This window comes from Streptomyces sp. NPDC090798 (genome assembly GCF_044768965.1).
Classification (GTDB): Bacteria; Actinomycetota; Actinomycetes; order Streptomycetales; family Streptomycetaceae; genus Streptomyces.
In genome coordinates, this window is the sequence record NZ_JBIVXA010000018.1 from 23,207 (window position 1) to 43,417 (window position 20,211).

Annotated in this window: 18 protein-coding genes; 16 read left to right on the forward strand and 2 right to left on the reverse strand. The window is 74.7% G+C overall.

Annotated features, from left to right (window positions below):
• The first annotated feature begins 88 nt into the window (after positions 1-88).
• The 3 genes from ACIQTP_RS32385 (at position 89) to ACIQTP_RS32395 (ending at position 3,858) form a co-directional block, all read left to right on the forward strand.
• Positions 89-865, forward strand: coding sequence for a response regulator transcription factor (locus tag ACIQTP_RS32385; protein WP_403406662.1), 777 nt, complete (start codon positions 89-91; stop codon positions 863-865).
• A 652-nt stretch (positions 866-1,517) separates the two neighbouring features.
• Complete coding sequence (locus ACIQTP_RS32390) at positions 1,518-2,735, forward strand: helix-turn-helix domain-containing protein (RefSeq protein WP_403406665.1); 1,218 nt, start codon at positions 1,518-1,520, stop codon at positions 2,733-2,735.
• 946 nt (positions 2,736-3,681) lie between these two features.
• A complete protein-coding gene (locus ACIQTP_RS32395) occupies positions 3,682-3,858 on the forward strand; it encodes a hypothetical protein (protein WP_403406668.1) in 177 nt (58 codons plus the stop codon).
• A gap of 96 nt (positions 3,859-3,954) precedes the next feature.
• Here ACIQTP_RS32395 and ACIQTP_RS32400 read toward each other — a convergent pair whose 3' ends face one another.
• The gene (locus ACIQTP_RS32400) at positions 3,955-4,428 is read right to left on the reverse strand and encodes a DUF1772 domain-containing protein (protein WP_402050259.1); all 474 of its coding nucleotides are present in this window, start codon (positions 4,426-4,428) and stop codon (positions 3,955-3,957) included.
• 232 nt (positions 4,429-4,660) lie between these two features.
• Between ACIQTP_RS32400 and ACIQTP_RS32405 the strand changes: the two genes are divergently transcribed.
• On the forward strand, positions 4,661-5,872 hold the full coding sequence (locus ACIQTP_RS32405) for an FAD-dependent monooxygenase (protein WP_403406671.1): 1,212 nt from the start codon (positions 4,661-4,663) through the stop codon (positions 5,870-5,872).
• Between the two features lie 436 nt (positions 5,873-6,308).
• Here the strand turns inward: ACIQTP_RS32405 and ACIQTP_RS32410 are convergent, their stop codons facing one another.
• Positions 6,309-6,905 (reverse strand): TetR/AcrR family transcriptional regulator, encoded by a 597-nt coding sequence (locus ACIQTP_RS32410; protein WP_403406674.1) that lies wholly within the window; start codon positions 6,903-6,905, stop codon positions 6,309-6,311.
• A gap of 260 nt (positions 6,906-7,165) precedes the next feature.
• Here ACIQTP_RS32410 and fabD point away from each other — a divergent pair, with 260 nt between their 5' ends.
• The 12 genes from fabD to ACIQTP_RS32470 all read left to right on the forward strand — a co-directional run bounded on the left by fabD (position 7,166) and on the right by ACIQTP_RS32470 (position 20,199).
• Positions 7,166-8,134: an ACP S-malonyltransferase gene (gene fabD, locus ACIQTP_RS32415; protein ID WP_403406677.1), complete on the forward strand. Its 969-nt coding sequence runs from the start codon at positions 7,166-7,168 to the stop codon at positions 8,132-8,134.
• 289 nt (positions 8,135-8,423) lie between these two features.
• Positions 8,424-8,846 (forward strand): acyl carrier protein, encoded by a 423-nt coding sequence (locus ACIQTP_RS32420; protein WP_225900738.1) that lies wholly within the window; start codon positions 8,424-8,426, stop codon positions 8,844-8,846.
• Positions 8,847-8,972: 126 nt separating this feature from the next.
• Positions 8,973-9,740, forward strand: coding sequence for an SDR family oxidoreductase (locus ACIQTP_RS32425; RefSeq protein WP_328508429.1), 768 nt, complete (start codon positions 8,973-8,975; stop codon positions 9,738-9,740).
• 33 nt (positions 9,741-9,773) lie between these two features.
• The gene (locus ACIQTP_RS32430; RefSeq protein WP_075032274.1) at positions 9,774-10,226 is read left to right on the forward strand and encodes a 3-hydroxylacyl-ACP dehydratase; all 453 of its coding nucleotides are present in this window, start codon (positions 9,774-9,776) and stop codon (positions 10,224-10,226) included.
• Positions 10,223-11,500 (forward strand): beta-ketoacyl-[acyl-carrier-protein] synthase family protein, encoded by a 1,278-nt coding sequence (locus tag ACIQTP_RS32435; protein ID WP_403406682.1) that lies wholly within the window; start codon positions 10,223-10,225, stop codon positions 11,498-11,500. Before ACIQTP_RS32430 ends, ACIQTP_RS32435 begins: the two co-directional genes overlap by 4 nt.
• Entirely contained in the window at positions 11,497-12,048 is a 552-nt protein-coding gene (locus tag ACIQTP_RS32440) for a 3-hydroxyacyl-ACP dehydratase FabZ family protein (RefSeq protein WP_403406685.1), read from the forward strand. The genes ACIQTP_RS32435 and ACIQTP_RS32440 overlap by 4 nt, the downstream gene beginning before the upstream one ends.
• Positions 12,045-13,334 carry a beta-ketoacyl-[acyl-carrier-protein] synthase family protein gene (locus ACIQTP_RS32445; RefSeq protein WP_403406688.1) on the forward strand — a complete coding sequence of 430 codons (1,290 nt, stop codon included), beginning with the start codon at positions 12,045-12,047 and terminating at the stop codon, positions 13,332-13,334. The genes ACIQTP_RS32440 and ACIQTP_RS32445 overlap by 4 nt, the downstream gene beginning before the upstream one ends.
• 44 nt (positions 13,335-13,378) lie before the next feature.
• Positions 13,379-15,748 carry a beta-ketoacyl synthase N-terminal-like domain-containing protein gene (locus tag ACIQTP_RS32450; RefSeq protein WP_403406691.1) on the forward strand — a complete coding sequence of 790 codons (2,370 nt, stop codon included), beginning with the start codon at positions 13,379-13,381 and terminating at the stop codon, positions 15,746-15,748.
• Positions 15,749-15,750: 2 nt separating this feature from the next.
• The gene (locus ACIQTP_RS32455; protein WP_403406694.1) at positions 15,751-16,884 is read left to right on the forward strand and encodes a 3-oxoacyl-ACP synthase III family protein; all 1,134 of its coding nucleotides are present in this window, start codon (positions 15,751-15,753) and stop codon (positions 16,882-16,884) included.
• Between the two features lie 96 nt (positions 16,885-16,980).
• On the forward strand, positions 16,981-17,847 hold the full coding sequence (locus ACIQTP_RS32460) for an ester cyclase (RefSeq protein ID WP_403406697.1): 867 nt from the start codon (positions 16,981-16,983) through the stop codon (positions 17,845-17,847).
• A gap of 127 nt (positions 17,848-17,974) precedes the next feature.
• Positions 17,975-18,967: an aldo/keto reductase gene (locus tag ACIQTP_RS32465; RefSeq protein WP_403406700.1), complete on the forward strand. Its 993-nt coding sequence runs from the start codon at positions 17,975-17,977 to the stop codon at positions 18,965-18,967.
• The gene (locus tag ACIQTP_RS32470) at positions 18,964-20,199 is read left to right on the forward strand and encodes an FAD-dependent oxidoreductase (protein WP_403407012.1); all 1,236 of its coding nucleotides are present in this window, start codon (positions 18,964-18,966) and stop codon (positions 20,197-20,199) included. The genes ACIQTP_RS32465 and ACIQTP_RS32470 overlap by 4 nt, the downstream gene beginning before the upstream one ends.
• Positions 20,200-20,211: the final 12 nt, after the last annotated feature.

Below are 20,211 nucleotides of genomic sequence, written 5' to 3' on the forward strand. Positions count from 1 at the left end.
AAGGACCGGCGGGACAGACGTCCAAGGACCGGCGGGACGGACATCCAAGGACCGGCAGGACATCCCGGGAGACAGGGAGGAGACCGCCATGGACGAGCGGCACGCCACACTCCGCGTGCTCCCCGCACCGGCCCCCGGCCCCGGCCCCGGCGAGGCGGCCGGCCCGGCCCCCCGCCCGGACGCGCCGGCCGCCGTGCGCGTGCACGTGATCGGCGAGGACCCGCTCGCCCGCCGCGGCATCACCGCCCTCCTCGAGGGCCACCCCGACATCCGCGTCACCGGCGAGAGCGAACCGGGACCGCCGCTGCTGCGCGCGCTGGCCGCCCGGCCCCCGCACGTCCTCATCGCCCACGGCGCGCCCGGCGGCGGACAGCCCGCCGCGCCGGCCTTCGGCGGCGGGGATTTGCCGCTGCTGACCCTCGGCGGGCCGGGCCGCACCGACGCCGCCGGCCGGCCGGCCGGCGGCCATCTGCCGGCCACCGCCACCGCCGGGCAGCTGGCCTCCGCGGTCGTCCTGGCCGCCGCCGGCTACAGCCTGGTGCACGGCCCCACCCCGCCCCCGCCCGGGCGCCGGCCGGCCGCCGGGCCCCTGGCGCCGATCTCGCCGGTCAGCCCCGACCGGCTCACCGACCGCGAGTGCCAGGTCCTGGACCTGCTGGCCCGCGGCCTGTCCAACGGCGAGATAGCCCGGGCGCTGACCCTCTCCGAGCACACCGTGAAGACCCATGTGCAGAACCTGCTGCACAAGCTGCGGCTACGCAACCGGGTCCACGCCGCGATCTACGCCTTCGAATCCGGCCTGCGTCGTCCCCCGGCGGCCCCTCCGCGCCCGGCCGCCGTCGCGGCCGACACCCCCTCCGGCTGACCGCCCGGCCCACCGCAGCAGCGCCAGCCTTCCGCACCCGCCTGCCTCCGGCGCCATGCCGTGCGCCGTCCTGGTCCGTCGCACCCGCACCTGCCATCGGGCCCTAAGGGGGGCGGGGTGAGGACCGCGCCCGGCCCGGCGGCGTCGGCACGCGCACGGGGGCACAGGGGTGCACAGGGGTGCACAGGGGTACGGGACAGCGGAGGTTACGGGGGTCTACGGGAGTCACGGGGCGGGCGGGGCGCATCGTTTGGGCCAGCCGATGTCCTCGTCGGACGGCGTGTCCGGCGCCGGCGGGGCGGGACGGCCGGTGTCCGCCGCCGGGGAGGGGCCGCTGCCGTGTCCCGCGGCGGCCGTCCACGCCGCCCGGGGTGGTGCGCACACCGATGGCCTCATCGTCGACTCCCGGGCGTTGACCTGCGGAGGGGCTCCGCACCCGGCCGGGTGCGCCGGCCGGGTCCTGCCGAGCGTGCCCCGCCGCGCTGGAGGAACGCTGGAGGAGTCCACGAGAGGCGCGTGAGAGGCGCGTGAGAGCGGCACGAGATTCCCGGCGGGGGCCTGGCAAAGGTTTGCCCGCGTGTTGCCCGGCGCCCTACGCTCGGGGCGGCTCCCGGCGAAACTTTCTTGCCCGCTCACCCCAGGGGATTCGGTCATGCTGCGACAGCCCGCGTTCGGACACCGCCTGAAAAAGCTCCGGACGGCCCAGGGGCTGTCGCAGACGGCGCTGGCCGGCGAGGGCATGTCCACCGGCTATCTCTCCCGCCTGGAATCGGGGGCGCGTCAGCCCACCGACCGGGCCGTGGCCTATCTGGCGGGCCGGCTGGGCCTGGACGTCGCCGACTTCGAGGAGCCGGTCACCGGTTCCCTGGCACACGCGCTGACGCTGGCGTCCTCCACCGGTTCCGCGGACGCCATCGGGGCGCTGCGCGCGGCACTGGCCGCCGAGGGCCACGAGAGCGCGGTGCTGCGCTGGCAGGCGCTGTGGCTGCTGGCCCGGGCCGCCCGGCTGCAGGGCGACCACGCCGCCGAGCGCGCCGACCTCGGCCGGCTGGTAGCGCTCGGCGACGAGGTGGGATCGGCCGAGCTGCGAGTGCGCGGCCTGACCCGGCTGGCCCGCTGCCTGCGCTCGCTCGGTGAGATCACCCCCGCCCTGGACGCGGCCGTCGCCGCCCACGCCCTCGCCCAGGGCGAGGACCTGGGCGTGGAGGACCGGGCCGCCGCGCTGCTGGCGCTGGTGTCGGTGCAGGCGGAGGCCGGGCAGGTGCCGGAGGCGCGGGTGCACGCCGACGAACTGGCCGCGCTGGTCGCCGGCCGCACCGACGCGCTGTGGGCCGAGGCCATGTGGACAGCCGCCGCCGTCCGGGTGCGCCAGGGCGACCACACCGGGGCGCAGGCCTGCCTGGACGCGGCCCTGGAGCGCTTCAGCAGCCAGGAGGACCTGGTGCTGTGGCTCAGGCTGCGGCTGGCCGCGGGCCGGCTGCACCTGCAGACCCTGCCCCCCGACCCCGCGCGGGCCGAGGACTGCGCCGCTCAGGCCGAGGCCGCCCTCGCCTTCGTCGGCACGCCCGCCCTGCGCCAGGATTTGACCGCGCTGAAGGCCGATCTGGCGTTCGCCACCGGCCGCTACGACGATGCCCGCGCCCTGCTGGGCGACCTGGCCGGGGACGAGCCGAGGATGACCTACCGCGACCGGGTGCGGCTGGAGATCCTGCGCCAGCAGCTGCTGATCCTGGGCGGCGACGCCTCCGGCGTGGAGGGGCTGCGCACCCTGGCGCAGCAGGCCCAGGCGGACGCCAACATCGACCTCGCGGCGGAGATCTGGCGGACCCTCGCGGACGCCCTCGCCCAGTCCCGGCCCGCCCCGGCGTAACCCGGACACGGGGACAGCCCCCACCCGCCCGGACGGAACACCACCCGCACCAGGCCCAGGCCCCAGGCACCAGGCACCAGGCACCAGGCACCGGGCACCGGGCACCAGGCACCAGGCACCGGGCACCGCCCGGGTCGGGTCTCCGCCGGGCGGAGACCCGACCCGGGCCCTTTGACGCCGGGGGCACCCTTGCGGGACACCGGCAGGATGCGGCGCCGACGCAACTCGCGGCGGCCGGGGTTGGAGTCGTAGCCCTTGCCGCCGAGCCGCGGGGTGCCGCGCCCGTCGCGGATCGGATGGTGCCGCCGGTCGGCCCGGCGACGGGCCGGTCCTGGCCTCCTCTTTTCCGCGCCCATGCGGGAGCCGTCCGCGCACGCCCTCGACCAGTCGAGTGTGCCCGCAGCGTGCAGTCCGGCAAGCAGGATGCGGTGCAACTGGTCGAAGACGCCGGCCTGTTGCCCGCGATCCAGGCGCCGCCGGCAGATCCGGCCAGACCTGAACCAGCTCCGGCGGCACGAATTCCAGACGATGCAGTTGCAGAGGACGTACAGGATGCCCTGCAGACACAGCCCGTCCGGCACCGCAATCCGCGGCCGAGCACTCATCCCCCGTAAGCGGCCGGATCAGCACACCGGTCACGCCCGGCCAGGGCACAACAGGATCCTGTGACGAGCTCTACGGGTGCGGGGGAGCGTAACCACCGGTGCGCCGTGCCGGGGGACGGTGCCCGGGCTGTCTCCGCGGCGGGCGGCTCCGTGCACCGGGCGCCGGCTACGGCTGGGTTCGCGGCCCTGGCCGGCCGCTGCCCGGGCGGGCCCGGAGTCCGGCCGGCAGGGGACACGGTATTCCCCGCTGCTCCGCCGTATTTCGTGCCCCTTTTTCTCGAGGGTGCCTCGAATTCCGGCGGACGCGGCAAAACGCGCCTTGACGCGCGGCGTGATGGTTCGTGAATCTCAGTACGGTATTGGCCGCCCGCGCCCGAAGGGACACCACCGTGGTCAGCAAGAAGAAGAATCCCGCAGGAAACGAGCCGGAGCTCAGCCCCGCATTCGGCAGTGAGATCACCGACGGCCTGGACGAGGACACCGAGGCGTCCGTCCTGGGCAGCATCGCCCTGCAGTAGGGGGTTGCTGCGGACGGGAAGGGGGTGGGGGAGGAGACCCGCGGGTTTTCTTCCCCACCCCCTTCCCGTCCTGTGCGGCGCCCGCATTCTGCGGTGTCAGGACGCCGCGAGCGCCACGCACATCGCGCCCAGCGCCACCGCCTGCAGCACGACCCGGGCATTGATGACGCTGTCCCAGGTGCGCTGCAGGCCCCGCGCATTCGGCGCGGTGCGGCAGTCGAGGGCGGCGTCGGTCAGCTCCTTGTTCACCGGCGCGCTCACCTTGTTGTAGACGGCCAGCCACACCACCAGGGCGGCGGCCGCGACGGCGGCCGCGACGGCCGCCGTGACATGGCCGCCGAACCCGGCCGCGACGGCCGTGGCCACCGTGGCGAGCAGGCCGAAGACGCCCGGGACGGGCATCCGGCGGTCCCCGAAACGGTGGATCTGCCCCATGGTGCTGGTCAGCACCGCGTCGTCGACGTGCGCGAGGGCCGGCCGCTGGACGATCGCGGAGAAGACGTCGGTGCCGTAGACCACCGCGTTGGCCATCGTGGCCACCACGGCCAGGGTCTGTACGAGGGTTTCCATCACAACCACCCTTGTCCGTCTGCCGGTTGCCACATGGCCTGCCGCCACGTGGATTTATCAACGCTAGATGTACTGCCGACACTATCAAGTTCAGTGCTTCGAATGCTAGCGTTGACAACTCCAGTGGTCCGCAGGGGATTCCGCAAGGACGAGGGAGCACCCCGGGCCGCAGCGGAGCGCCGTCCCCTCCCCGCGGGGACATCCGCCCGGACAGCCACGAGGAGACAGACCCATGGCCCTTGGACGTGCCCGTCGCGTACTCATCGCCGGCGGAGGGATCGGCGGCCTGGCCGCGGCCCTCGCGCTCCAGCGCGCCGGCCTCGAGCCCGTCGTCTTCGAACGGGCCGGCGAACTGCGCGACGGAGGCGCGGGCCTGCACATCTGGACCAACGGCGTGCTCGCACTGGACTGCCTGGGCGTGGCCGGACAGGTCCTGCGCACAGCCCCGGCCCAGCAGGTCGCGCACTTCAGCACCCACCGCGGCGAGGTGCTGGGCGCCTGGCCGGTCGGCGACTTCGTCGAGCGCTACGGCGCGCCCACGATCGCCGTCGAGCGCTCCGTCCTGCACGGCGTGCTGCGCGAGGCCCTGCACGGCTCCCCGGTGCGCACCGGGGCCCACGTGACCGCCTTCGAACAGGACGAGGACGGAGTCACCGTACGGTTCGCCGGCGGCGGCAGCGAACGGGGCGACCTGCTGATCGGCGCCGACGGCATCCACGGCACGGTCCGCGACGCCCTCTTCGGCCCCGCCCGCAACCGCTACAGCGGCTACATCGCCTGGCGCGGCCGCTCCCCCCTGCGGCACCCGGACATCCCGCCGGGCACCTTCAACGCGATGTTCGGGCCCGGCACCCGCTTCACCTACTACGACGTCGCACCCGGCCTGGTCCACTGGATGAGCGTGGCCAACGGGCCCGCGGGCGGACGGGACGCGCCCGGCGTGCGGGAGATGCTGCTGCGCCGCCACCGCGGCTGGGGCGGCCCGGTGGCCGACATCCTCGCCGCCACCCCCGAGGAGGGCATCATCCGCGGCGACGTCGAGGGCCGCAGCCCCGAACGCCGGTGGGGCCAGGGCCGCGTCACCCTGCTCGGCGACGCCGCGCACCCCATCACCTTCAACATCGGCCAGGGCGCCTGCCAGGCCCTGGAGGACGCCCTGGTCCTCGCCGAGCACCTGGAGCACGCCGACGACCCCATCGCCGCGCTGCGCCGCTACGAGCGCGAACGCCGCGCCCGTACCGCGCCGCTGCAGCGCATCGCCTGGCGGATCGGGCGGATGGGCGCGGTGGACAACCCGCTGCTGATCCGGGCGCGCGAGGCGTTCATGCGCAAGAACTGGAACACGAAGGCCTTCGCCGCCGCGGAGAAGGGCCAGGTCGCCTACGGCACCCGCTGGGCCTCGGCCTCCCGCCCCGCCCCCGCCCCGACCGCCACCGTGGACTAGCTCCCGCCCCCACGTCCCGGACCCCCGCCCCAAAACCCCCGGTCCCAGGCCCGGTTGCGGGCCTGGGACCGGCTGTCGCGCCCGCGGGCCGCGACCCCGCGGACGGGACCCGGCCCACAGCCCCTGAGCCACGGGCCACAGGCCACCGGGCTGGGCTGGGACCGGGACATGGTCCGGGACCGGGACCGGAGATCCAGCCCCGGCTGCCCTCCCCGTGGCCCCTGGCTCACGGGCCGCGGGCGGCCCGGGGCCGGGTTCCGGGTTCAGCGGACCGGACCCCGATCCCGCCGCCGTACCCGCCGCCACGGGCCACAGGCCACAGGCCACAGGCCACGGGCCACGGGTCACGGGTCAGCCATGGCCCGAATCGGCCCTGGTTCCCGGCCCGGCCCAGCCCGGTGGCCGTACGGCCACCGGCCCGCCCGCCCGGCGGGCGTCAGCCGGCAGCCGGCCGCCGCTGCAGGGCGCCCGGCTGCCGCGCCCCGGCCCGCGCCGCCGGATACAGCCCGTCCCAGAGCGGGTCCCCGGGCGGAAACCCCAGGCAGACCAGGACGTTGACCAGCATCCCGTACGCCATGAACGTGGTGGTCTGGCCCGTGTCCGCGCCGAGCGGCCGGTGGACGGTGTCCCACAGCCGCCGCCACTCGGCCCGGACCGCCTCGCCGAACGCCGCGTCACCGTCCGCCTCGCCCGCCGCCACCGCGACGTAGACCTGCATCTGCATCAGCAGCCGTTCCGGCTCCTTGACGATGACGCGGGTGTACGCGTTGGCCATGGCGCGCAGCGCCTCCTCGCCCGCCAGGCCCTCGGTGGCCTCGGTGAACAGCCGGGCGGTGTCGGCCAGGCAGCACCGCGCCGCCGCGAGGAAGAGCGCCCGCTTGCCCGCGAAGAGCCGGAAGAGGTACGGCTGCGACACCCCCGCACGCCGGGCGATGGCCTCGGTGGACGTGCCGTCGTACCCGCCCCGGGCGAATTCGCTCACGGCCGCGCGGATGACGCTCCGGCGCCGCTCGTCTGCACTCATCCTCACCATGCCAGCAAGTTAGTGGCTGATTGCCGGGCGCCGTAGTGCCGGTCCAGACGCATTCAAGGAATGCGCCAGAACCCCGTGGCAGATTCACAGAATCAAGCACCGCTCGCCGACGGCCCGGTGACCTTTCTCCGGCTCCGCAAAAAGCTCTCCCGGACCGCTCTCCCGGACCGTTCTTCCAGGTCTTCGGACAGCTCTTCCGGCAGTTCTTCCGGCAGTTCTTCCGACGGTTCTTCCGACAACTCAGTGAGGCAGGAACGGGGATGATCGACAATCTCTTCACGATGTTTCCCGGGCAGGGCTCGCAGCGCGCGGGCATGGCCGGGCATCTGCTGCGCGAACACCCCCGCACCGCCGGACGCGTCCTGGCCCGCGCCGAGGACGCGACCGGCCTGCCGCTGACCGCGCTGTGCAGCACCGCGCCGGAGGAGGAGCTGGCCCCGACCGAGATCGCCCAGCCCGCCATCGTCGCCACCAGCCTCGCGGTCCTTCAGGTACTGCGCGAGGAGGCGGGTTTCGTGCCCGCCGTGGTGGCCGGGCACAGCCTGGGGGAGTACCCCGCGCTGGTGGCCGCCGGGGTGCTGGAGGCCGAGGCGGCGCTGCGACTGGTGCGCCGCCGGGGCGAGCTGATGGCGGGGGTCTCCCGCCGGGTCGGCGGGGCGATGACGGCCGTGCTGGGCCTTGCCGCCGCCCGGATCGAGGAGATCTGCGCGGACTGCGCCCCGCTGGGCGTGGTGGAGATCGCCAACTACAACGAGCCGGGCCAGAGCGTGATCTCCGGGCAGCGCCCCGCGGTCGAGGAGGCCGCCCGCCGGGCGCTGGCCGCGGGCGCCGAGCGGGCGGTGGCGCTGAAGGTCTCGGCGCCCTTCCACTGCTCGCTGATGCGGGCGATCGAGGACGAGTTCGCCGCCGAACTGGAGCGCGTGCGCTTCAGCGCGCCCCGGCTGCCCGTGATCAGCTCGGTGACCGGCACCCTGGTGCGCGACGGCGGCCACGCCCGCGATCTGCTGCGCCGTCAGCTGGCCGGGCCGGTGCGGTGGGCGGACGTGCTGGGCGCCGCGGCCGCGCACACCGTGGGCGGCTGCCTGGAGGTCGGTCCCGGCCGGGTGCTCAGCGGCTTCGCCAACCGCACCGGCGTCCACTCCGTGGTGCGCAGCACCCACGACGCACGCCGGATCTCCGCACTGCTGCGCGAGCTCGGACAGCAGCCCGCCCCTGGCGCCGCCGCCTGACCCGGCGCACGGACCGGCCCCCGCCCGCCCCCACCACCCACTCCCGCCCACCACCCACTCCCGCCGGCTCCGGCCGGCCCCGGTCCCAGCCCCCTCAGTGCCCCTCAGCGTCCCTCGTGCCGCCCCGCCCCTTCCCGCCCCCTCCAGTCCCGTCCCTCCCGCCGCCTCTCTTCCCTTCTCTCCCATCTCTCCCTCCTCCTCTTCTTCTCTTCTTTTTCCTCTCCCGTCCGTCCGGTGCGGGCCCCCGGGCCGGTACCGGCGGAACGACCCATCCGAAAGGCAGCCAACGGTGTCCGAAACCCTGACCCCCACCTCGACCGACTACTTCTCCGCGGTCCAGGCCGCCATCGCCGACGCCCTGGGCATCGACGAGGCCGAGGCCGTGCCCGAGGCGACCCTGCTCGGGCAGCTGGGTGCCGAGTCGATCGACCTGCTCGACATCCTCTTCCGTATCGAGCGCGCCACCAAGGTGAAGATCACCGTGGCCGACATCGCCGCCCTGCTGCAGGGCGGCATCCCCGACGAGGAGTTCGGCGACGAGAACGAGGTCGTCAACGACACCGGCCTCACCCACCTGGAGAAGGTCCTGCCGCAGTTCGACCGCAGCCAGCTCAGCGAGCCGCTGACCGCCGAGGGCGTGCTGGGCCTGTTCACCGTGCAGAACCTCACCGACCTGCTGACCGAGCGGGCCGCGGCCCAGCACGCCGCCTGAACCCGGACCCCTCCCCGGGGTTGGTGGCGGTGCGGGCCAACGGCGTCCCGCACCCCCGCCGCCCCTCCCGCCCGCGCGGGCCCCGGCCGGCCACCGCCCCCTCGTAGCAGAAACGGGAAGAGACAGATGAAGCTGAAGGACCGCACCGCCCTGGTCACCGGTGCCTCACGCGGCATCGGCCGGGCCATCGCCCTGGCCCTGGCCGAGCAGGGGGCGGCCGTCGCCGTCAACTACCGCTCCCGCCAGGAGGACGCCGCCGCGGTCGTCAAGGAGATCGAGACGGCGGGCGGCCGGGCCGCGGCCGTCGGCGCCGACGTCGCCGACCCGCAGCAGGCCGCCCGCCTGGTGCAGGAGGCCACCCGCCTCCTGGGCCCCCTCGACATCCTCGTCAACAACGCGGGCACCAGCGACGACGGCCTCATCTACGACGCGCCGCCGGACGCCTGGCTCAACGTCATGAAGACCAACTTCGGCGGCGCCTGGCACTGCACCCACGCCGTCCTGGAGCAGTTCATGGCCCGCGGCGACGCCACCATCGTCAACATCTCCTCCGCGATGGGCGAACGCGGCTGGATCGGCCAGGCCAACTACTCGGCCTCCAAGGGCGCGCTGAACTCCTTCACCCGCTGCGCCGCCGTCGAACTCGCCCGCTTCGGCATACGGGTCAACGCGGTCCTGGCCGGGTTCACCCCGACCGAACTCGTGGACGGCGTGCTGCAGCGCGACGGCGGCAAGAGCATCAAGCGCCAGATCCCGCTGCGCCGGTTCGCCACCACCGGCCAGGTCGCCGCGGCCGCGGTGTTCCTGGCCGGCCCCGACTCCGGCTACACCACCGGCGAACTGCTCTGCGTGGACGGCGGGTTCTCCGCCCAGCTGGGCATCGGCCGCCCGTAACGGACGCGTGAGGGAACGGAAGAAGAGACGACGATGCGATTCCATCTGATCGACCGGATCGAGACCTGCGCGCCCCGCGAGCACATCACCGCGCGCAAGGTCACCTCCGCCGAGGAGACCTACTGGCAGGACACCGGCGACGGGCCCGCGCTGCCCTTCGGGCTGGCCCTGGAGGCCCTGTGCCAGTCCGCCACCTGGCTGATCATGCTCTCCACCGACCACCGGCTGCGCGCCGCGCTGCTGGCGGTCGGCGAGGCCACCGCGCACCGCCCGGTGCGCCCCGGCGAGGTGCTGCGCATGCACGCCACCGTCGAGTCGATGACCGAGGAGGCCGCCCTGCTGGACGGCACCGTCACTGTGGACGGCGAGAACGTCCTCGAGGCGAGCGGCATCCTGTGCGCGCTCATCGACGCCGAACGCCTCGACGACCCGGCCGCCACCCGGCGCATGGCGCACCAGCTGCAGGGCGGGGGGCCGGTGGGATGACCCGTGTAGCCATCACCGGCGTCGGCGCCGTCACCCCGCTGGGCAACGACGCCGGCACCACCTGGCAGGGCCTGGCCGCCGGCCGCAGCGGCGTCGGACCGCTGACCACCTTCGACGCGGCCGGCTTCCCGGTCCGTATCGCCGCCCAGGTCAAGGACTTCGACCCGGCCGCGGCGATCCCGGCCCGCATCGGGCGCAAACACCTCTCCCGGGTGGGCCTGTTCGGTGTCGCGGCCGCCTGGGAGGCGCTGCGCTCCGCGCGGGCCGAGGACCTGGGGGAGGAGGTGTACGACTTCGGCGAGCGCGGGGTGGCGATGGGCGCGAGCGTCGGCCGCCCCGAGCTGCAGGCCCTCCTGGACGTCGGCCACCTGCGCGCCACCACCGGCCGCGCGGACGCGTTCTTGTGCCACCCCCCGGCCGTCACCCTCACCGACGACCAGAACGTGCCGCTCAGCGCGATGGCCCGGATGATGTCCGCGACCGGGCCGATGATCGGGATCTCCACCGCCTGCTCCGGCTCCGGGCACGCCATCGGGGAGGCCTACCGCGCCATCCAGGAGGGCGACGCCCGGCTGATGGTCGCCGGCGGCTACGACTCCCTGACCACCTGGCTCGACCTGCTCGGCTTCAGCCTGCTGGGCGCGCTGACCGACCGTCACAACGACGATCCCGAGCACGCCTCGCGGCCCTTCGACGCCGACCGCTCCGGCTTCGTGATCGGCGAGGGCGCCGTCGCCGTCGTCCTCGAAGACCTCGACGCCGCCCGCGAGCGCGGCGCGCCCATTCTGGGCGAGGTCCTCGGCTACGGCTCCACCCTCAACGCCTGGCGCATCACCGACTCCCCGCCGGACGGCTCCGGCGCCGTCCAGGCCATGGAGGCGGCGATCGGCGAATCCGGGCTGGGCACCGCCGGCATCGACTACGTCGTCGCGCACGGCACCAGCACCCACGGCAACGACCAGTCCGAGACGGTCGCCATCAAGAAGGTCTTCGCCGACGACGCCCGCCGTCTGGTGGTCAGCGCCCCCAAGTCGATGGCCGGCCACCTCACCTCCGCCAGCCTGGGCCTGGGCGTGCTGGCCGCGCTCGGCGCGATCCGCCACTCCCTGGTCCCGCCCACCGTCAACCTCGACCGGCCCGACCGCGGCCTGGACCTCGACTACGTGCCGCACACCGCCCGCCCGATGCCGGTGACGGCGGCCCTGATCAACGCGTTCGCGTTCGGCGGCAGCAACACCAGCCTCGTCGTCGGCGCCCCGCGGGAGGACACATGACCACCACCGTCCCCGCCGCGGGACCCACAACCACCCCCACCCCCGTACCCGTCCCCGGACCCACCCCCGGCCCCGGCGACGGCGCGGGATCCACGACCGTCACGACCGGCCCCGGCCCCGTCTCCGGCGCGGGATTCACGGCCGCCGCCGTACCCGGCGGCGGGCTGGGCGGGTTCGACCGGCTGCTGGAGGCCGTCGTCGGCGAGCGGGCGGCGGCCGTGCGCAACGTGCCCGCCACCCTGACCTGCTTCACCGACCACTTCCCGCGCCACCCCGTCCTGCCCGGCGTGCTGCTGCTGGAGAGCATGGCCGCGCTCGCCCGCACCGCCGCGGGCCCCGGCACCTGGCGCCTGGCCGCCGTGCGCGGCGTGCGCTTCAAGCACTTCGTCGGCCCCGGCGACCAGGTCCACCTCACCGTCGAGGTGACCGCTCACGGCCCGCACCGCACCGAGTGCCGGGCCACCGCCCGGGCCGGCGGCCGGGTGGTCGCCACCGCCCGCGTGCTGGCCCTGGTCAGCGACGAGACGACCCGGGAGGGCACAGCATGAGCGAGCAGCGCCGCCGCGTGATGGTCACCGGCATCGGCCTGATGACCGCGATCGGCCAGAGCGCCGCCGAGACCTGGCACAGCCTGCTGGAGGGCCGCTGCGGCATCGGGGCGCTGCGCGCCTACGACCCCGCCCCGCTGCGCACCGGCATCGGCGCCGAGATCCCCTCCTTCACCCCCGCCCAGTGGGCCTCCCGCCGCACCCTGCGCATGCTGTGCCGCGGCGACCAGCTCGCCCTGGCCGGCGCCACCCTCGCCCTGCGCGACGCGGGCCTGGACGACGGGAGCGACCTGGGACAGCGCACGGGACTGTTCCTGGGCAGCAACAAGGAAATGCCCCGCATGGACGAGCTCATCGCCCAGCTGCAGGCCGTCCGCGCCGACGACGGCACCCCCGACCTGCACCAGCTCGGGCAGAGCGCCTCCTCGGTGATCGCCCCGCTGTTCTTCGTCGAGGGACTGCAGCCCGCCGCCGCCTTCCACATCTCCGAGAAGTACGGCATCCGCGGCGCCAACGCCTACTTCGCCGGCACCGCCGACTCCGGCGCGATGGCGATCGGCCGGGGCATGCGCACCGTACGCCGCGGCGAGGCCGACATCGTGCTCGCGGGCGGCTACGACGACGCCACCGGCTGGTGGGCGATGTCCAAGATGGACGGCCTGGGCGTCCTGAGCACCCGCACCGACCTCGGCCAGGAGGCCTTCCGGCCCTTCGACCGCGACCGCTCCGGCTCCGTCTTCGGCGAGGGCGCCGCCCTCCTGGTCCTGGAGGAACGCGAACACGCCCTGGCCCGCGGCGCCCGCTGCTACGCGGAGATCACCGGCTTCGGCGCCGGCAACGACTGCGTCCGCCCGCCCAGCCCCCAGCCCCGCGCCCGCGGCCTGGCCCGCGCCATCGGCCGCGCCCTCACCGACGCCGCACGGCCCTTCCCCGACGGCAGCTACATCGCCGCGCACGGCTGCGCCACCCTGCAGGGCGACGCCAGCGAGACCGTCGCCCTGCACGACGCCCTCGGCACGGCCGCCAAGTCCGCCCAGATCAGCAGCGTCAAACCGCAGACCGGACACCTCGTCGGCGGCGCCGGCGCGCTGAACGCGGCCGTCGCCGCCCTCGCCCTGGACAGCGGCACCGTGCCCGCCACCCTCAACCTCCACCACCCCGCCGCCGAGTGCGACCTCGACTACGTCCCCCTCACCCCCCGCCACACCCGGCCCGACAGCGCCCTGGCCCTGGCCCGCGGCCTGGAGGGCCAGGCCGTCGCCGTCGCCCTGGGACGGACCTCATGACAGACACACCCGCAACACCCGCCATATCCGAAAGGAGTGCGGCCATGACCGACGTCCACGACCACGCCATACGGCCGGACACCGCGGCCCGGCCCCGGACCGTGGTGGTCTGCGGTGTCGGCGCCGTGACCGCCCAGGGCGAGGGCGCCGCCGCGCTGTGGGAGGGCATCCGGGCCGGGCATTCGGCCATCGGCCCGGTCACCGGCCTGCCGATGGACGGCTACGGCACGGCCATCGGCGGCGAAGTGCCCCCCTTGTCCCGGCCCGCCTACGACTACCTGGCCGCCTTCGGCGGCAGCGAACGGGAACCGGCCGTCGACTTCGCGCTGACCGCCGCCGCCGAAGCCCTCCAGGAGGCGGGCCTTGCGGGCCTGCCCGCCGAACGCTGGGGGGTGGCGTTCGGCTCCTGCAACGGCGGCCTGCGCAGCGCCGAGAAACTCGCCCGCCGCAGCCGCGAGGGCACCACCCTGCCCGACGACGCCCTGCACTACCTGCTGGTCCCCCCGCAGGCCATCGCCGAGGCACTCAGCGCCGCCTTCGCTCTCAAGGGACCGGCCCTGTCCGTCAACACCGCCTGCGCCTCGGGCGCGCACGCCATCGCGCACGCCGCCGAGGCGATCGCCGCGGGCCGCGCGGACGCGATGCTCGCCGGCGGCAGCGACGCCTTCACCGAGACCGCGTTCGCCGGCTTCACCAGCCTCCAGTCGCTGTCCACCAAACCCGCCGCCCCCTACTCCAAGGACCGCGACGGCCTGTCCCTGGGCGAAGGCGCGGGCATGCTGGTGCTGGCCGAGGAGTCGGTGGCCCGCGCCGCGGGCGCCCCCGTCCTGGCCGAGGTCCTCGGCTACGGCCTGTCCGCCGACGGCTACCACGCCACCGCCCCGCACCCCGAGGGCGAAGGCGCCGCCCGCGCCATCCGCGGCGCCCTGAAAGCCGCCGGCATCACCCCGGGGGACGTCGGCTACATCAACGGCCACGGCACCGGCACCCCCAAGAACGACTCCGCCGAGTCCAACGCGGTGCGCGCCGCGTTCGGCGAGGCCGCCCAGAAAACCGCCCTGAGCAGCTCCAAGTCGATGATCGGCCACCTGCTGGGTGCGGCCGGCGCGGTCGAGGCCATCGTCACCGTCAAGGCCCTGGTCGAACAGACCGCCCCGCCGACCGCCAACTTCACCGGCACCGACCCCAAGTGCGGCCTGGACGCGGTCCCCGACACCGGCCGCGAACTGGCCATGAACGCCGCCCTGTCCAACAACTTCGCCTTCGCCGGCGCGAATGCCTGCGTCGCCTTCGGCTGGCCCTCCGGACGGCGCTTCACCGTCCCCGCCCCGCCCGCCGCCGAGAAGGTCGTCATCACCGGCGGCGCCGCCCTCACCCCCGCCGGCGAAGGCCTCGAGGCGCTGTGGGAGGCCTGGCGGCAGGGACGGCGGCTGGGCACCGACGAGGACGGCCTGCGCGTCGCCCGCGCCGTCTTCGACCCCGCCGCCCACATCGGCGCCCGCGACCGGCGCCGCATGGACCGCCTCTCCCAGCTCGCCGTCGCCTCCTGCCGCGCCGCCCTCGCCCACGCCGGCCTTCAGGCCGACGAGCACACCGGCGTCGTCCTGGGCACCGGACTGGGCCCGATGCGCAGCATCGAGGACTTCCTGCTGCCGGTGCTGGGCGGCTGCCCCGCCCACGGCAGCCCCGCCGTCTTCCCCAACACCGTCTTCAACGCCGCCGCCGGCCAGGTCGCCATGCACGTCGGCGCCAAGGGCCCCACCTCCACCGTCACCACCGGCCACGCCGCCGGCGCCTCCGCCCTGACCGTCGCCCACGACCTGCTGCTGCAGCACCGCGCCGAGGCGGTGCTGTGCCCGGCGGTCGAGGACCTCTCCCCGGGCGTGCTGGCCGCCTACCGCCAGCTGCCGCTGTTCGACGACACCGGCTACACCCTGGCCGAGGCCGGCATCGCCCTCGTCCTGGAACGCGAATCCAGCGCCCGCGCCCGCGGCGCCCGCATCCTGGCCGAGTTCGCCGGCCACGCCACCGCCGGCGACGCGGCCGGCATCGGCCGCTGGAACAGTGAGGGCGAGGGCGTCGAGCGCGCCATGCGCGCCGCCCTCACCCACGCCGGCCTCACCCCCGGCGAGCTGACCGGCATCTGGGCCAACGCCGCCGGCCTCACCCGCGCGGACGCCCCCGAGGCCCTCGCCACCGGCCGGCTGGCCGCCGAGGCCGGCTGCCCGGTGCACACCCCCAAACAGACCCTGGGCGAACCGGTCGGCGCGGGCGCCCAGCTGGCCGCCCTCCTCGCCCTCACCGCCTGGACCACCCCGGCCGGCGGCACCGCGGCGGGACCGGTGCTCATCAACAGCTCCTCACTCGGCGGCACCCACATCAGCCTCGTCCTGCGTCCCGCAACGGAGAACTGACCATGCCCCACACCCCGGCCGCCCCGCCCGCCGAACCCCGCGCACGCCATGTCTCGGTCCTGGCCACCGGCGCCCACCTGCCGGGCGAGGCCCTCGACAACGACACCCTGGCCCGCTTCTGCGGCCCGCTGCCCGCCGACGTCCTGGACGGCATCCAGGTCAAGCGCCGGCACTGGATGGTCGACCCGGCCACCGGCGCCCACACCACCAGCACCTCACAGATGGCCACCGCCGCCGCCCGCCAGGCCCTCGAGCGAGCCGGCGTCCAGGCCGGCGAGATCGACCTGATCGTCCTGTCCACCGCCAGCCCCGACTACCTCCTGCCCGTCGCCGCCACCTACGTCCAGCAGCAGCTCGGCCTGGAGAACTGCGCCGTCATCGAGGTCCGCGCCGGCTGCGTGGGCGCCGTCCAGGCCCACGACATCGCCCGCCGCCTGCTCGCCGACGGCACCTACACCACCGCCCTGGTCATCGGCGCCGAAGCCGTCTCCCCACTGCTGGCCCCCGTCTTTTTGGGCCGCGACCCCGAACGCGTCCGGATGCGCGACCGGCTGACCGTCTACACCTTCGGCGACGGCGCCGGCGCCCTGGTGCTGCGCGCCGGCGAGGAGGGCTCCGCGCACGGCCGCCCGCACCCCGTCTTCGCCACCCGCTCCCTGGGCGGCGCCCGCAAACCCGGCATGCTCATCGTCGGCGGCGGCACCGACGCCCCCCTCGCCGAACAGCAGCGCCGCCCCCGCCTGATGGACATCCGCCTCGACATCCCCGGCACCGCCCAGTTCGGCCCCCGCGTGTTCGTCGAGGGCATCCACGACCTGCTCACCCGCTCCCGCCTGGCCCTGAGCGACCTCGACGCATGCGTGCTGCCCGAGGGCAACGCCGAGTACTTCGCCAGCGAGTACGCCGCCGCCGGACTGTCGGCCGCCGACCAGGCCACCCTGAACAAGACCATCGTGGAAAACCTCACCGACGTCGGCGCCACCGGCTCCGCCGCCGTCCCCCTCGCCCTCGACGCCGGCTGGCGCGAGGGCCGCATCCGCCCCGGCGACACCGTCCTGCTGCTGGCCATCGAGGCCAGCCGCTACCTGTACGCGGGCCTCACCCTCACCTGGGACGCCCCCTTCCCCGGCCGCTGACCCGCCCCGGACACCCGCCCCGGGCACCCGCCCGCCGCCCCTGTGACCTGCGCCCCCCGCAACCCGCGGGGCGCCGAGAGCGAAGGACGAGAGAACGTGTCGATACACGAGACGGAGCGCACCGCCCGCAGCGTGGAGGAACGCAACAAGAAGACCATCCGCCGGGTCTTCGACGCCTTCGTCAACCAGGGCGACTTCTCCGTCGTCGACGAGATCTACAGCCCCCACATGGTCGACCACCAGCCGCTGCCCGGCGCCCCCGAAGGCCTCGAAGGCGTCCGCTACACCATCGCCGGCCTGCGCGAGGGCTTCCCCGACCTGCACGTGACCATCGAGGACATGAGCGCCCACGGCGACCACGTCGTCATCCACAACACCTGGCGCGGCACCCACCTCGGCGACTTCCTCGGCGCACCGCCCACCGGACAGGCCATCGAGTTCACCGGCGTCGTGGTGTGGCGGCTGCTGGCCGACGGCCTGATCGCCGAACGCTGGGGCATCGGCGTGGAATCCAACATGCTGGCCGTCCTCGGCCTGCGCCGCCTCGCCCCCGCCGCCCGCAACGGCGCCCGCACCGCGGCCCGCCGCACCGTCACCAGCGCCGGCGCCCTGCTGCCGCTGCCCCCCGGCGCCGCCGGCGCCTGGCACGCCCTTCAGGCCGAGCTCGCCGGAAAGCAACTGCGCGCCTACGAAGCCTCCCGGCGCCGCGCGGGCATCCTCCAGGAGTCCTTCGCCCTCCAGCCCCTGGGCGGCCAGGACGTGCTGGTCCACCGGATCGAGGCCCGCGACCCGCAGGGCGCCGCCCGCCGCCTTGCGGCCTCCGCCGACCCCTTCGACTCCTGGCTGCGCCAGGAAACGGCCGCGGTGCTGGGCACCGACCCGTGGACCCACCTGGCCGCCAACGCCGCCCCGGCGGGCCACACCTGGATGTCCGTCACCAGCGAACTGACCACCGCCGGCTGACGGGCCCTTCGAGGACCGGGGGACCGGCACCCCACCACTTCTCTAGCAATGCCACCCACACTGTCACTGCTAGACAGTCACTGCCGGACGACAACCGCCCCGTGCACGGCTCAGGAAGGAACCGACGATGCGGCAACGAAAACTCGGCAGCCAGGGGCTGGAGGTCTCCGAGCAGGGACTCGGCTGCATGGGCATGACCTTCGCCTACGGGCCCGCCGACGACCAGGAGGCCCTGCGCACCGCGCACCGCGCCCTGGAACTGGGCGTGAACCTCCTGGACACCGCGGACTTCTACGGCCCGCACAGCAACGAGGAGTTCGTCGCCCGCGTCATCGCCGGCCGCCGCGACAGCATCACCGTCTCCTCCAAGGTCGGCAACGAAGTCACCGCCGACGGCACCATCACCGGCCGCCTCAACGGCCGCCCCGACTACATCCGCACCTCCATCGACGCCACCCTGCGCCGGCTGGGCACCGACCACCTCGACCTGTACTACCTGCACCGCGTCGACCCCGCCGTCCCCGTCGAGGAATCCACCGGCGCACTCGCCGACCTCGTCACCGCCGGCAAGGTGCGCCACCTCGGCATCTGCGAGGCGTCCGCCGCCACCATCCGCCGCGCCCACGCCGTGCACCCGCTCACCGCCGTACAGACCGAGTACTCCCTGTCCACCCGCGACGTCGAGGCCAACGGCGTCCTGGCGGCCGTCCGCGACCTGGGCATCGGCTTCGTCGGCTACAGCCCGCTGGGCCGCGGCCTGCTCACCGGAGCCATCCGCAGCCTCGACGCCCTCGCCGAACACGACTTCCGCCGCATCGCACCCCGCTTCCAGCAGGGCAACCTCGAGACGAACCTGCACATCGTGGAACAGCTGCAGGCGCTGGCCGCCGCCAAGGGCATCACCGCCGGACAGCTCGCGCTGGCCTGGGTGCTCGCCCAGGGCGACGACATCGTCGCCATCCCCGGCACCAAACGCGTCACCTACCTGGAAGAGAACCTCGCCGCCTGCGCCGTCGAACTGAGCGCGGAGGACCTCGCGGCCCTCGACCAGATCGCCCCCCACGGCTCCACGGCGGGCGACCGCTACCCCGTCGGTGCCATGGCCACCCTCGACGGCTGACCCCCGACCCCGGCCCGCGGGCCTTCGAAGGCGAAGTGAGTGCGATAACCATGGCGAACATCACGATCATCGGCGGCGGACTGGCCGGCCTGACCGCGGCGATCTCCGCCGCCGAACAGGGCGCCCGCGTCACCGTCCACGAGGCCCACTCCCACACCGGCGGCCGCGCCCGCTCGGCCGCCGGCCCCTACGTCACCAACGACGGGCCGCACACCTTCTTCGACAACGGCGACGCCTGGCACTGGCTGCTGCAGCGCGGCCTGGCCGGCCGCTACGTGCGGCTGTCCTTCCACGAGTGGACCCGGATGCGCTTTCGCCACCAGGGCCGGCTGCGGATGACCCTGCCGTCCGGCTACATGAAGATGACCTGGCGCCACCGCGGCATCGAGGTACCCGTCGACCGCTCCTTCCAGGACTGGGCCAGCGAACGCTTCGCCCAGCAGACCGTCAACGAGGCCCTCGGCTTCCTCGGCCCGATCCTCTTCGACGGCGACCCCGGACGGCTGTCGGCGGCCTTCGTGTGGGAGCGGCTGCTGCGCGTGGGCACCCCCCGCTTCCCGCTGCCCAGCCGCTACTTCATCGGCGGCTGGGGCGCGCTGATCGCCCGCATGGAACGCGTCGCCCGCGCCCGCGGCGTGGTCATCGAGACCGGCTCACGGCTGAGCGAACTGCCCGCCGGCGGACCGGTGATCGTGGCGACCTCGCTGGCCTCCGCACGCAGCCTGCTCGGCGACCCCGGCCTTGAATGGCCCAGCGGCACCGCCGCCCTGCTGGACATGGCCGTCACCCACTCCAAGAAGGACGGCAACGTCTCCTTCGACATGGACGAGGGCGGCTTCACCTCCCAGTACTCCGACCACGACCCCTCCCTCGCCCCGAAGGGCCAGGCCCTCTTCCAGGGACAGATGCCACTGCGGCCCGGCGAGTCGAAGGCCGACGCCCTGGCCCGGCTGGAGAAACTCTTCGACCTGACCACCCCCGGCTGGCGCACCCGCATCCTGTGGCGCCGCGAAGGCGTCTCCCGCGGCCGCACCGGCGCCCTGGACCTGCCCGGCCTCAGCTGGCGGGACAGGCCCGCCGTCGACCGCGGGGACGGCGTGTACCTGGCCGGCGACAGCGTCGCCGCCCCCGGCATCCTCGCCGAGACCTCCATCAACAGCGCCCTGCGGGCCGCCCAACTCGCCGTGAACGCCCGGCCGGTGGCACACCGTTCCGCGGCGCTCGGGCGATGAGCCCCCCTCGCG

Coding starts and splice junctions, on each gene's coding strand:
- ACIQTP_RS32385 (WP_403406662.1), top strand. CDS start 89: ATGGACGAGCGGCACGCCACACTCCGCGTGCTCCCCGCACCGGCCCCC.
- ACIQTP_RS32390 (WP_403406665.1), top strand. CDS start 1,518: ATGCTGCGACAGCCCGCGTTCGGACACCGCCTGAAAAAGCTCCGGACG.
- ACIQTP_RS32400 (WP_402050259.1), bottom strand. CDS start 4,428: ATGGAAACCCTCGTACAGACCCTGGCCGTGGTGGCCACGATGGCCAAC.
- ACIQTP_RS32405 (WP_403406671.1), top strand. CDS start 4,661: ATGGCCCTTGGACGTGCCCGTCGCGTACTCATCGCCGGCGGAGGGATC.
- ACIQTP_RS32410 (WP_403406674.1), bottom strand. CDS start 6,905: ATGGTGAGGATGAGTGCAGACGAGCGGCGCCGGAGCGTCATCCGCGCG.
- fabD (WP_403406677.1), top strand. CDS start 7,166: ATGATCGACAATCTCTTCACGATGTTTCCCGGGCAGGGCTCGCAGCGC.
- ACIQTP_RS32425 (WP_328508429.1), top strand. CDS start 8,973: ATGAAGCTGAAGGACCGCACCGCCCTGGTCACCGGTGCCTCACGCGGC.
- ACIQTP_RS32430 (WP_075032274.1), top strand. CDS start 9,774: ATGCGATTCCATCTGATCGACCGGATCGAGACCTGCGCGCCCCGCGAG.
- ACIQTP_RS32435 (WP_403406682.1), top strand. CDS start 10,223: ATGACCCGTGTAGCCATCACCGGCGTCGGCGCCGTCACCCCGCTGGGC.
- ACIQTP_RS32440 (WP_403406685.1), top strand. CDS start 11,497: ATGACCACCACCGTCCCCGCCGCGGGACCCACAACCACCCCCACCCCC.
- ACIQTP_RS32445 (WP_403406688.1), top strand. CDS start 12,045: ATGAGCGAGCAGCGCCGCCGCGTGATGGTCACCGGCATCGGCCTGATG.
- ACIQTP_RS32450 (WP_403406691.1), top strand. CDS start 13,379: ATGACCGACGTCCACGACCACGCCATACGGCCGGACACCGCGGCCCGG.
- ACIQTP_RS32455 (WP_403406694.1), top strand. CDS start 15,751: ATGCCCCACACCCCGGCCGCCCCGCCCGCCGAACCCCGCGCACGCCAT.
- ACIQTP_RS32465 (WP_403406700.1), top strand. CDS start 17,975: ATGCGGCAACGAAAACTCGGCAGCCAGGGGCTGGAGGTCTCCGAGCAG.